12 protein-coding genes are annotated in these 13,554 nt (G+C 35.5%); all 12 read left to right on the plus strand.

The window, feature by feature from the left end; all coding sequences use genetic code 11:
- Positions 1-22 precede the first annotated feature (22 nt).
- A complete protein-coding gene (locus WDA22_01120; protein MFA5832051.1) occupies positions 23-1,189 on the plus strand; it encodes a DegT/DnrJ/EryC1/StrS family aminotransferase in 1,167 nt (388 codons plus the stop codon).
- A complete protein-coding gene (locus WDA22_01125) occupies positions 1,190-2,491 on the plus strand; it encodes a nucleotide sugar dehydrogenase (GenBank protein MFA5832052.1) in 1,302 nt (433 codons plus the stop codon).
- Between the two features lie 5 nt (positions 2,492-2,496).
- On the plus strand, positions 2,497-2,739 hold the full coding sequence (locus WDA22_01130; GenBank protein ID MFA5832053.1) for a Gfo/Idh/MocA family oxidoreductase: 243 nt from the start codon (positions 2,497-2,499) through the stop codon (positions 2,737-2,739).
- Between the two features lie 1,185 nt (positions 2,740-3,924).
- Entirely contained in the window at positions 3,925-6,660 is a 2,736-nt protein-coding gene (locus WDA22_01135) for an SLBB domain-containing protein (GenBank protein ID MFA5832054.1), read from the plus strand.
- Positions 6,661-6,963: 303 nt separating this feature from the next.
- The gene (locus WDA22_01140) at positions 6,964-8,079 is read left to right on the plus strand and encodes a hypothetical protein (GenBank protein MFA5832055.1); all 1,116 of its coding nucleotides are present in this window, start codon (positions 6,964-6,966) and stop codon (positions 8,077-8,079) included.
- A gap of 11 nt (positions 8,080-8,090) precedes the next feature.
- Complete coding sequence (locus tag WDA22_01145; GenBank protein ID MFA5832056.1) at positions 8,091-8,717, plus strand: hypothetical protein; 627 nt, start codon at positions 8,091-8,093, stop codon at positions 8,715-8,717.
- Positions 8,710-9,339, plus strand: coding sequence for an HAD family phosphatase (locus tag WDA22_01150; GenBank protein MFA5832057.1), 630 nt, complete (start codon positions 8,710-8,712; stop codon positions 9,337-9,339). Before WDA22_01145 ends, WDA22_01150 begins: the two co-directional genes overlap by 8 nt.
- Positions 9,333-10,067: a glycosyltransferase family 2 protein gene (locus WDA22_01155; GenBank protein MFA5832058.1), complete on the plus strand. Its 735-nt coding sequence runs from the start codon at positions 9,333-9,335 to the stop codon at positions 10,065-10,067. Before WDA22_01150 ends, WDA22_01155 begins: the two co-directional genes overlap by 7 nt.
- Positions 10,064-10,396, plus strand: a complete 333-nt coding sequence (locus WDA22_01160) for a hypothetical protein (protein ID MFA5832059.1) — start codon at positions 10,064-10,066, stop codon at positions 10,394-10,396. Before WDA22_01155 ends, WDA22_01160 begins: the two co-directional genes overlap by 4 nt.
- A 2-nt stretch (positions 10,397-10,398) precedes the next feature.
- Positions 10,399-11,124: a glycosyltransferase family 2 protein gene (locus tag WDA22_01165; GenBank protein ID MFA5832060.1), complete on the plus strand. Its 726-nt coding sequence runs from the start codon at positions 10,399-10,401 to the stop codon at positions 11,122-11,124.
- A 23-nt stretch (positions 11,125-11,147) separates the two neighbouring features.
- Positions 11,148-12,680, plus strand: a complete 1,533-nt coding sequence (locus WDA22_01170; protein MFA5832061.1) for an oligosaccharide flippase family protein — start codon at positions 11,148-11,150, stop codon at positions 12,678-12,680.
- A 4-nt stretch (positions 12,681-12,684) separates the two neighbouring features.
- Entirely contained in the window at positions 12,685-13,497 is an 813-nt protein-coding gene (locus WDA22_01175) for a hypothetical protein (GenBank protein ID MFA5832062.1), read from the plus strand.
- Positions 13,498-13,554: the final 57 nt, after the last annotated feature.

Here is a 13,554-nt window from a genome sequence, read left to right on the forward strand (position 1 = left end):
TTATTGACTAGGAAATGATATTTTGAACGTTCCATTATTAGACTTAAAACTGCAATATAATAGTCTCAAGCCCGAATTAGATGCTGCGGTTCAAAAAGTTATTGAATCGCAGTATTTTATTTTAGGACCTGAAGTCGAAAAGATGGAACAGATGATGAACGCCTACATCGGCAGCTCATTCTCCCTTGGTGTTTCCTCTGGAACAGATGCTCTTCTCCTTGCGTTAATGGCGATCGATATCAAGCCAGGTGATGAAGTTATCGTCCCGACGTATTCATTCTTTGCTACTGCCGGTGTAGTCTCTCGACTTCACGCCATTCCCATCTTTGTTGATATTGATCCAATAACATTTAATATCGATCCTCAAAAAATCAGAGTAAAGATTACTAAAAAGACAAAAGCGATTATCCCTGTTCACCTTTATGGCCAAAGTGCGGATATGGATGTGATCATGTCAATTGCAAAAGAACATAAGCTGTTTGTGATTGAAGATGCTGCGCAAGCTATTGGAGTTCATTATAAAGATGGGAACAAGGTTGGTACGATTGGAGACATAGGTTGTTTTTCGTTTTTCCCCAGCAAGAATCTTGGTTGTTTTGGCGACGGCGGATTAGTGACAACAAATAATCCTGAACTTGCTGAACGGATGAAATACCTACGTGTGCATGGAATGAATCCAAAGTATTACCATAAATATATTGGTGGAAATTTTCGGATTGATGCGTTGCAGGCAGCTGTCTTGTCGGTCAAGTTACCGCATTTGGATGGATGGTCGGCAAAACGTCGTGAGAATGCTAAGTTATATTCAAACCTGTTTCTAAAGCATGGTTTAGCAGAACGAACCGGCGTGACAGTCTTTGATAAAAAGAATCGAGTATTGCTGCCGGCGTCATTATATCAATCATTTGGCATCCAGAATCACCATATTTTTAATCAATACATCATCCGCGTTGAAAAACGAAATGAATTGAGGAAATTTATAACAGAAAAAGGGATAGGGAATGATGTCTATTATCCCGTCTCTTTTCATGAACAGGAATGTTTCCAATATCTGAAACAAGGGAGTGATTATCCGGTAGCAAATAGTGCTGCAACCAATTCTCTTGCGTTGCCGATCTTTCCTGAATTACTTCCAGAACAAATTGAATATGTTGTTTCATCGATAGCCGAGTTTTTCGGAAAACAGTAAATGAAAAATGAAATTGTACAAAAGATTCGTGATAAAAAATTTGTTGTAGGAGTAGTTGGGTTGGGATATGTGGGGTTACCAATTGTCCTTTGTTTTGCTGAAAAAGGATTTCCTTCGATCGGTTTTGATATAGACAGCGCAAAAATTTCGTCACTAAAAAATAGTACTTCTTATATCAAACATATTTCCTCCGAGAGAATAGCGCGGTCAGTTACGTCAAAGTTTTTAGATGCTACTAATGATTTTACCCGAATACAAGAATGTGACGCTGTATTAATTGCTGTCCCGACACCGTTAACGAAGAGTCTTGAACCGGAGATGGGGTATATTGTTCGGACCTGCGAAAGTATGTATCCTCATCTACGTCGAGGACAAATGATCGTGTTGGAGTCGACGACTTATCCAGGAACTACGGTCGAAGTTGTCGTTCCCATTCTTGAAAAAAGCGGACTGAAGGTTGACAAAGATTTTTTCGTCGCTTTTTCACCTGAGCGAGAAGATCCGAATAATTCGGAATATTCGACAGAAACAATTCCAAAAGTTGTTGGGTCCACATCTCCCGATGGATTAGAGATTGCAGAGTGTATTTATCAACAAATTGTTGTGCGTACTGTTCCTGTTTCGTCCACTCAAGTGGCTGAAGCAACAAAGTTGATGGAGAATATTTTTCGATCGGTAAACATTGCTTTGGTGAATGAGTTAAAGATCACCTTCATGAAAATGGGGATCGATATTTGGGAAGTGATTGAAGCCGCAAAAACAAAACCGTTTGGATTTATGCCATTTTACCCAGGACCGGGACTTGGTGGACATTGTATTCCGATCGATCCATTTTATTTAACCTGGAAAGCAAAAGAATTTGGAGTGCATACAAGATTCATCGAGTTGGCAGGAGAAGTAAATAGAGCAATGCCAGATTTTGTTGTGCAGAGAGCAGCGGAAGTGTTAAGCAAGTATCACAAATCGCTGAATGGTTCAAAAGTTTTAATTCTTGGTTTGGCGTACAAAGCAAATGTTGATGATGATCGCGAATCTCCTAGTTATATTTTGATGGAGAAATTGGAGTCTCGTGGTGCGATGGTGGAATATAATGATCCATATATTCCAGTGATAAAAGAGACTCGGGAACATGCTCACTATGCTGGAAAAAAGAGTGTCGATATTGGAAAAGGAAATGATCTCATTCTTATTTCTACCGCACACGACACATATAAAAATATCGATCTTCTTGCACTTGGAACTCCCATTATCGATACCAGAAATCTTATTACAATAATTTCGCCATTAGTTTATAAGGCATAAATCATGTGAAAACAACACATGCGCTCATCGGCGACCGATTGAAGCATGTGGTAGATTCTTATCTCGAAATAAAAAAAACAGTTACAATAATTTCTCCTGCAATACAATTTGTCTCATCGTTAGAAACGATATTGTATGATGTCTCCGTGAAAGGAGTTATCATCGTAACTCCATCCGAAACGCATTTCACTATAGCAAAGCAATGTATCGTTCAAGGCAAACATATTCCTATAGAAATAACCCGATAACATCTGACGCAATTGAACATTGCAGTTTCAGGAGCTCACCTCATCACATAAAGCTGTTTTGATGGGTAGTCATATTCTGTTATATCATCCGACTATTATTATGTATAATTAATTCTTCATTTGAATGTTCAAAGAACCTCTTCTTGATGAATATCCTCTATTCTGATCTGACAATCCCATCTATAACCCATTAATTCCAGAGATCTTTTTGAAATAACCCTATTGAAATGCAGAGATTATTGAAATATTTTCTATCATTTAAGGATAGAGATGAAAAACTTAAGAATCAGACAGCCTGTAGTTACTTATCTAATACATTGGATAAGAGAAAATATTTTCATATTTTACGACACTACTGTCCAAAATAAATCTTAAGTGTATACAAAATTGGTCATACTATCTCAAATTGGGCAAATTTATTTTGATAACAAGTAGTAAGCCCCTTTTGTTATTTAGGAGAGATCGTATTAAAGTGCGTGGGTGCGAAATTTAGGAGGACTGAGCGAATGGGAAAGCGATGAATGACGGGACTTTTGATGGCGCGATTCGCGCCATCAACGGGCAAGAGCGAACGGGATTCATCGCGTGCGTTAAATTTCGTCCGCCTCTGGCGGACTTCTTTTCTTGCTCCGTCAAGAAAAGAAGAGAGTGAAGATTCTTGTTGTTTTTTCTATGTATTTTGGACAAGTCTGATTTTACGATATGAATTAAAAAATTGCAAATTTTTTTTACAAATTTACAAGATTTTTAGTAATTACTGATGTTACGCACATCTTTATTAATGAAAGAATATTTCGTCCTCAACGAGTCGAGTCGTCGACCTGACGGGACTTGAACATTGATTCGCTTGATCTTTTACAAATATCTTGTCCCTACCGAGACAACGGAACAGGCGAATTAGTTTATGATTTTATTGATTTTAAAAAGCACCGTAGGTGCGTAATATATGTAGCACATTACGATTTCCAAATTGAGAGTCCCTTTAGGGACGAGATAAGAAGAATTTTCAGTTTTGCGTAACATCAGTAATTACTCAGCGTAGTATTTAATTACCCACAAAATTACTTGTCCCGAATGACAATGATTTTATATTGGCATTTGTCATGGGTGAGTAGTTACAGATTTTAGTAATAATAGTATAGTTTTAAAGCGTTGTTCTAATTATTGTACAATAAACAGAATTTTATGAGAAAGATAATTATTCATTCATTCATTTTCATCTTGGTGATGATGAATTTGCCGTTTGTGAACCTTAAAGCTCAACAAACAGAAGTTATAAAACAACAGGCTGAGACTCAATTACAGACTATGTCTCCCGATGAGATCGATGCGAAGATCAAAAGCTATGGCATGACTCGTGCCGAAGCTGAGGCGAAGGCAAAAGAATTTGGCGTTGATCTTAGTACCTACCTCAATAAATTACCGCCAAAGGGAACTCCAGTATCCACAACACAGTCCGGACCGGTAGTGAATATTTCCGTTCCTGCTGCAGAACCGGCAGTTGTTCAGGGTGATGTAATGTCTTTAAAAAATGCAAAACCGACAACACAATCAACAGCCGTTATCCCCCCGCTTTCTGCCCAGGACGCTGAAATATTCGGGCTATCATTTTTTCGCTCGCAAGATAATGCTTTTGTTTCATCTCCTTCCATAGCAGATAAGGATTATATCATCGGTACCGGTGATGTCATTAAAATTTCACTGTGGGGTCAGATCCAGTCGTTAGAAGAAGTGACTGTCGATAAAGAAGGAAGGATAACATTATCGTCTGTCGGCTCCATGCTTGTTTCTGGATACTCCATTGATGATGCCAAGAAACGTGTCAAATCTGCTTTAGCCCGTTCATATTCCGGCCTTGAAACATCTCCGCCAACAATATTTTTAGATTTTTCTCTTTCAAAACTTCGTCCTATCCGAGTGTTCATTATGGGCGAAGTGCATAATCCGGGCGGATATTTCGTTAATAATTTTGCAAACGTTTTCAACTCACTTTTTGTTGTCGGCGGTCCAAAACCAAGCGGATCACTCCGCGACATTCGTGTGATCCGAAACGGTAAGCTTATAGCAAAAGTTGATATCTATGATTATCTGCTGGGTGCAACTAAAACCAATGATACCCGGATTAATGACAACGACATTATTTTTATTCCCTTAAAAGGAAAAACTGCAACGGTCAGAGGCGAAGTGTTGCGATCGTATACGTATGAATTAAAACCGGATGAGAATCTAAAACAAATTATGGAGTTTTCCGGCGGCATACGGAACACTGTTTATCTCGACCGGATCCAAGTGGACAGGATTCTACCGTTCGCAAAACGATCAAAGGGAGATCTTGAGCGGCGGTTGTTCGATGTGGATTTTTCCGAAATCGCCGCAGGGAAAAAAGATTATACAATTGAAGATGGTGATATTATCACCGTCTTTCCAATTTCCGGGAGGAAAGAAAATTATGTGCAGATAATCGGTGATGTAAAACGTCCAGGGACATACCAGATCGATCAGCTCCGAACAGTGAAAGATCTTATCGATGCTGCTGATGGATTGGCACCGACGGCATATTTGAAACGTGCAGAATTGATGCGTCAATTTAAAAATGAGAAGATGCAGATCTTTACCCTTGATGTTGAAAAAATTCTTCAGAAAGATCCCCGTCACAATATTGCACTCGAAATGAGGGATAGTGTTCGGATTTATTCCATTTATGATATCAATCCAATGGCGTCAGTTACGATAACCGGACATGTCAAATCTCCGCGAACGTTGCCGTTTGCCGATAGCATGACCGTTGGTAACATGGTCCGTTCTCTTGGTGGATTAGAAGATTCTGTCTACCGTGCAAATACGTTTTTGGATCGCGCTGACATTGTTCGAATTAACGAAGATTTGGTTTCACAGCGCACCATGCAATTTAATCTGGCTAATGTTCTTGCGGGATCCGAAAAAGATATTCCACTGTTACGCGGTGATATACTAAGAGTATATGCACTTGGAGAAATAAAATTTTTAGATAAAAATGTACAGATCTATGGCAGTGTAAAAAGACCTGGCATGTATAGATTAACCGACAAACTGACTATCACCGATCTTATTTTGCAAGCGGGAGGTTTTGCCGAAAATGCTTCAACACATCAGGCCGAAGTAGCTCGTGTGATGTTCACCGAATTGAAAAACGATTCATTGGTAAGAATAGTCTTCAGTGATCTCCCAAATTTATTTGATACAACCCGAATGGCAATTGAGATCCTTCATTCCACCGCAGGATCATTTTTATTGCAGGACAAAGATCAAATTTTCATCCGACCAAATCCTTATTTCCATTTACAGGAACATGTTATTTTGTCAGGCGAGGTGGTGTTTCCGGGAGTGTATACACTTGAAAAGCCAAAAGAACGGATATCCGATATTATCCGCCGTGCAGGTGGTTTGAAAAAGAATGCTTATGCTCGAGGGGGACGATTGCTGCGCGGTAACGAAAGATTTAGAACGAACATTGAAGAAGCATTAGGTAACACAGGCGGCAGTTACGATGCAACAGTTCAACCAGGAGACAACATTGATATTCAACGAAATCCAAATAGAGTGCAAGTGTTGGGCGAAGTGAATAATCCGGGGTTGTATTCATTTGTGAGCGGTAAAAATCTCAAATTTTATTTGAATTTTGCGGGTGGATTATCGGACAGCGCGAATTTTGTTTTGGTGAATTACCCAGAAGGCTTTGTGGAAAAAGCAAAACGAGGATGGTTGTGGGATGATAATCCCGAAATTCCGGACGGGTCAACAATCGTCATCACAAAAATTATTCCCGATCCGCCGGAGCCCCCCGGTCCGCCGGGAGAATCATTCTTTAGCTCCTGGAAAGATGTGATGGCATTATTGGCCTCAACAATGACGGTGATTGTGTTGGCTAATCAAATAAAATAAATTGTAAGGTGACCGTCACTTAATTTGGTGTGATTTAAATGAAGATTAATTTACGGTTACACGATATTCTCTGTATATTTAATTCTAATTTTTTCGAACACATAACTATTCCTTTAATCGTGAACCCTGAAACATGAAACGTAAAACGTAAATTATGAATCCTGAATCTTGAAACCCGAAGGTGAATCGTAAGTTATGAATTTTAAATTGTTATTCCCGAACCTTGATTCCTGAATCGTAAACTCTGAATCCTGAAACTTGAATCTCATCACTAATACAATACGTCTTAATTTTTTTTAAATAATGCCTGAGCCAGAAAATATACAAACTCCAGATTCTACGAAACAATCTCCCCCCGAGCCCCATTGGAGCGTTGTCCTAGAGCCTTATCTCAAAAAAATGTTTGATGACGAAGAAGGGAAAAAAAATAAGATTCATATTAAGGAAGTCATTGAAAAATATATTCAAAAGCTTTGGAGCGTTCGATATAAATTTATTGTTACCAATATATTTGGGATAGTATTAGTAACCATTTTCATTGTTCGTTTTTCAAATCCATATTATGATGCTTCAATTGTTATTCTTCCTGATTACGGAGCTAAATCTTCCGGAGCACTCGGTGGATTAGCAGCGTTAGCCGGTGTATCTCTTGGCGACGGATCTAGTACTGCCGATGTATATAAAAGCCTATTGAATAGCGAAACGGTCATTGAACCTGTAGTTAATGAGAAATATTACTCCACTGAATTTCCGGATTCAATAAATTTGTATACATTTTTTAATATAAAAGTATCTGCAAATATTGACACAGCGTTTCAACAGCGTAAAAGATTTTTGGATGTTTTCAGAAAGTTGCAAAACATTGTAACCCTTTTCCTTGACAATAAAACAAGAATGATAACACTTTCTGTTCGCACGGGAGAACCACGGATATCTTCTTCGATTGCAAACAATTTAGTTAAGTCTTTAGATTCATATGTTCGGACAAAACGAAAATCTAATGCTACAATGCAAAGGATATACATCGAAAAAAGAGTTTTACAAGTTAATGACTCTCTATTTTATGCGGAAAATTTATTAAAAGATTTTGTTTTACGAAATAGAGTTATTTCACAATCACCTCAGTTGCTTTTGGAGCAAACCAGGTTAAACAGGCAAATTCAAATTTATCAAACACTTGTGATAGAGTTAACACGCCAATTGGAACTTGCTCGGATTGATGAAATTCGGGATGCTCCGATAATCAATGTTCAGGAGTGGGCCGGAATACCGGTTTTGGAATCTGGACCAAGAAGAATGCAAACAATGCTCTCTGCTTCTTTTGTTATATTTTTCTGCTCCCTCCTTTTTTTCCTATTCAATGATTTAATTGGAGTGTATTTTATCAGAATTAAAAATATTTTATATAATCGGCGCTAATATTATAGAAAATGCAAATAATAAGTCATCGCGGTTGTTGGAACGATACAGCAAAAAAAAACACTGAAAAAGCATTTAGACGTGCATTAAATTTAAATTACGGTATTGAAACAGATGTTAGAGATTATAATGGAGAGATTGTTATTTCCCATGATATTGCTAAAGACAGTTGCTTAACTTTTTTACGTTTCTGTGAGATTGTCAACGAAGCAAACAATAATCCCTGTATTGCATTAAACATAAAGTCTGATGGATTACAGGAGAAATTAAAACATATATTAAATAATTTAGATATTCGCAATTATTTTGTTTTTGATATGTCAGTCCCGGATGCCTATTTATATATTAATGAAAAATTTAATGTATTTGCTAGGCAAAGTGAATTTGAACAAAATCCCTCTTTTTATGAAGCATCACAGGGAATATGGCTTGACGCATTCCATAATGAATGGTATGATGAACATGTTATAGAAAAACATCTAATAGCTGAAAAAAAAGTTTGCATTGTATCACCGGAATTGCATAAGAGAAATCATGCAAATTTGTGGAAAATGATTCAACAGACTGGTTTATATAAAAATGACAACCTGTATCTTTGCACTGATTTCGCAGAAGAGGCAAGTAGGTTTTATGAATAAAATAAAATCAATAATATTTGACATGGATGGTGTTCTGATAGAAGCAAAAGACTGGCATTATGAAGCTTTAAATAAAGCATTATCCTTATTTGGATTTCAGATATCTCGTTATGAACATCTTGTTTCATATGATGGGCTTCCAACCAGGAAAAAATTAGAAATGTTGTCTATTGAGCGTGGTTTACCTCGGGGACTTCACTCCTTCATTAATCACATGAAACAACAATATACTATGGAATTTGTCCATTTGTATTGTAAACCAAAGTATCATCATGAATATGCACTTTCTAAGTTAAAGGCTGATGGATATCATTTGGTTGTATGCTCAAATTCCATCCGAGAAACAATTGATGTTATGATGATCAAATCTGGTTTAATAAAATATTTAGATTTTACTTTATCAAACGAAGATGTTGAAAAAGCTAAACCGGATCCTGAAATATATATAAAAGCCATCGACAGGCTTGGATTAAATAGCAAAGAGTGTTTGGTGGTTGAAGATAATGAGAATGGTATAAAAGCAGCATTGGCAAGCGGTGCGCATCTATTAAAAGTTAATTCTGTTGAGGAAGTAAACTATATGAATATTGTTAAAGCTATCCAAAGGAGTGAAGAATGCTGAATATAGTCCTCCCAATGGCAGGCAAGTCAATATTTTTCGAATCATCTGAATATATCTATCCTAAACCGTTAATCGAGGTTAGAGGGAAAACGATGATCGAACTTGTTATTAAAAATTTAAATGAGTTCAATATCGAAAAACAATTTATCTTCATTTTAAAAAATGAAGATTGTACGAAATATCATATAGACGATACGATAAAACTGTTAACTGATGATAAGGCAATTATAATTTATGTAGAAGGAGATACGCGTGGCGCTGTTTGTACAGCATTGTTATCAATTGAACATATTAATAACAATGATCAATTAATAATAGTGAATAGCGACCAGATTATTGAAAACTCCTTAAATACCGCTCATGCTGAATTTTTAAAAAATAATTATGATGCCGCTGTAATTACTTTCGAATCCGTTCATCCAAAGTGGTCGTATATAAAGCTCGATGCAGATAATAAAGTCAATGAAACCGCCGAAAAAAAACCGATCAGCAAAAATGCAATTGCAGGACTATATTATTTTAAAAAAGGAAAGTATTTTGTTGATGCTGCATTTCGTTCAATCGAAAAAGATGTGAATCTTAACGGATTATATTTTATTGCCCCAGTATTAAATGAGTTGATATTAAAGAATTATCATGTTGGTTCATTCGCAATTAGTTCCTCAAATTACCATTCTTTTTACTCTCCGCAAAAAATTCAAGAATACGAAATATTATCACAGCAATGAAAAAATCAAACCTTAACGATATGACTAAGGGTTGGTTTATTGGGAATTTTTTACCAACCATGGTGAAAACCAATGAAGTGGAAGTTGCTGTTAAAAAATACAACGAAGGCGATTATGAATCCAAACATTATCATAAAATAGCAACAGAAATTACTGTTATTGTAAGTGGAAAAGTGAGAATGAATGGCATTGTATATAACCAGGATGATATTATTGTTATTGAACCATTTGAGGCTACAGATTTTTATGCTATTTCTAATACTGTTACCGCTGTGGTAAAGATACCAGGAGCGAATAACGATAAATATATTTTGGAGTTAAATACATAATGATAAATATTGTAATACCAATGGCTGGTGAAGGCAGCAGGTTTGTAAAAGCCGGATATAATAAGCCTAAACCATTTATTGATGTAAAAGGTAAACCCATGATAGTGCGTGTAATTGAAAACCTTCAATTACCAGAAGCCAGATTTATTTTAATTGGACGTAAGTCTCACTTTGAAGCAGAAAAAGAAATTGTATTACAAATAGAAAATGAATATAACGCAATATTTGTAGGGATAGATAAACTAACAGAAGGAACAGCATGCACTGTATTATTTGCACGGAGTTTTATTGATACTGAAACCCCACTCCTTATTGCAAATTCTGACCAAATTGTAGATATATCAATGTTTGATTTTGTGAATGATTGCCTTAAACGTGGTTTGGATGGATCAATTTTAACATTCAAAGATCCCCAAAGAAATGATAAATGGTCGTTTGCTAAAACCGATGAAAATGGATTAGTGTTAGAGGTAAAAGAAAAAATGCCAATATCTGATATTGCAACCGTAGGTATTTATTTTTTTCAAGAAGGAAAATATTTTGTAGGCTCGGCTATCGATATGATCATTAAAAACGATAGAGTCAATAACGAATTTTACACATGTCCAGTTTATAATTATTTGATTGCAGAAACCAAAAAAATCGGAGTCTTCAATATCTTGCAATCACAGATGCATGGATTAGGAACACCTGAAGATCTAAATCAGTACGTCTCGACAATCGTATAGAATATATTTAAATTAAAATTTTCATGAAAAGCAGCAGGACAAAATTAGCGTTGCTGGGCTTTGCAGCAGATTTTGGCGGACAGATATTAATGATATCTGTAAATTTTATTACTGTACCTATAATTTTACAATATACCTCTCAATCATTATATGGTATTTGGCTTACTGCCGCATCAATTTTAGGTTTTTTGGCTCTAACAGATTTTGGAATTGGTGTTCCTTTGACTAGAGCAATTGCAACTACTTCAGAATCAAACAATAAAATCGAGTTAAATCGTATTATTAGTACTGGTTTTTTTGCCTTATGTTTTGTTGGTACTATATTTCTGGTTTTTGGGATGTGTATTTCCTTATTCATTGGTCAATGGTTCAATGTTTCTGTAGAAGAACAAAAGATGTTAATTCCTGCTTATCTCATAGCAGTTACCTCAGCATCACTTGCATTACCATCAGCTATTTTTGGTCTTATTCTTAATGGCTTTCAGAGAATGGCAATTGAACATACTATAAAAAATACTGTTAGTATTGTTGGTTCAATTATTACTATTGTGCTTCTTTCTTTTGGATTTGGTTTGATGGCAATTTCTTTATCGAATCTATTTATTATAGTTGTGAGTGGCTCTGTAAGTTTTATTTATGCAAAACGAATTTTTACCGATTTGTCAATTCGTCGAAAATATTTTGAAATAAAAGAATTAATAAAATTATTAAAATATGGCGGATATTTCCAAATTGGCAGAATTGCAAATACAGTCGCAACAAGTGCCGACAATGTTATTATTGCCAGTATATTAGGTACTTCTAGCGTTACTCCATATTCTCTAACTTCAAAATTACCTTCATTATTTAGTATCAATTTGGCGAGTAAAATGCCGATAGCAGTTTTTCCGGCTATTTCGCAAATGTTTGCCGAGAATAACATCATTAAATTGCAAAAGGTTTTTATTAAATTAACTACTCTATCGGTTAGACTCGCAGTAATGGCAGCGACTTTTGTATTCATCGTCAATCAACAATTTGTTATACTCTGGGTTGGTCCAAATAATTATGGAGGCGCGATATTAAATTCAGTATTTATTTATTGGATTTTGCAAGACACCATTTATCGTGGAACTACTGCATTGGTTTTTGCATCAGGAGATTTACGAAATTGGACAATTGCTTCAGTAATGGAGGCAATATTTAACATTATCATAAGTATATTTTTAGCAAAGTCAATGGGTCTTGTTGGAGTAGCATTAGGCACTTCAATAAGTAAAACATTAACAACCGGGATTTCCACTCCTTATTTTATCAGTAAAAAATTAAATATGCCGTTCAAAGTTTTATTAACAAAAGGAATTATGAAACCATTTTTTATATCTATTCCTGGTGTGTTAATAGCCTGGCTAATTTCAATTATTCTTCCTGCTAATCTAGGTTGGATTTGGATCTTAGTTGTTGGAATATTTGTTGGCATCTCAAATATTTTTCTTTTTGAAGGTAGAAAAAATTTATTTTCATCAATTCCCTGGAAAGAACGAATTAAGAATGCTGTATCGTTTCAAATGGAGTAAAATTATGTTTAAAATACATATCTCCAAAATCAAAAATAATTTATATCCATATTATCTTAGATTATGGTGGAGAAAAAAAATAAAAAGTAACAATAAAGATTGGATATTTGGTAGAGTAGCATGCATGGGGCAGGATGTTTTCAAATTAACGGGATGTCAGATTCCGTTTTATAATATTCAAAAAGGGAGAGTAGATTATCTTTTAAATCTAAATACAAATATGAATCTACATGCTAGAACTTCTCAAGTGGCTGGTTTCATGGAACGCAATGATATCATTCCTTTGGTAGCACAACAAGAGATATTTAAATGGCATTCAATGGGAAAACCTAAATTGATTTATATGGACTCCTTTTCTGAATTAACTGATCAATTATTTATAAATCGAATTGGAAAGTGGTCTTTTTGTGTAAATTACAATGATATATCGCATTCATCTGAATTTATTGATAAATATGAAGCAAAAGGGTTATTACCAAACGAAGAAATCTTTAAATCTTATAAAACGTATTTTCAATTCCTTCGGTTAAAATTTCCAGATACACCAATTATATTTTTGCACTTCCCAGTAAAGTTAGATAAGCGTGAAAAATTTCATGTACGATATCGTTTTATCAAAAATGCTGTTGACAATATTGCAAATGAATTACCAATGTTTTACTCAATATCTGTTGTTGAAAATATTGTAGATTGGCCTGAAGAACAAACGCCTGGTCAAGAAGATTTTCCTTATCATTATAATAAGGCGACTTATATATATCTAGCAAAAAAGGTGCAGGAAACGGGAGTATTTACCAATTCTATATTAAATCAATAATTAATTTAAAATTAAATATTTTCATAAAACGTGGGAAGACTAGGAGTTCTGTCGACT

This window comes from Bacteroidota bacterium (assembly GCA_041658205.1).
In the GTDB taxonomy this organism is placed as follows: domain Bacteria; phylum Bacteroidota; class Ignavibacteria; order UBA10030; family UBA8401; genus UBA8401.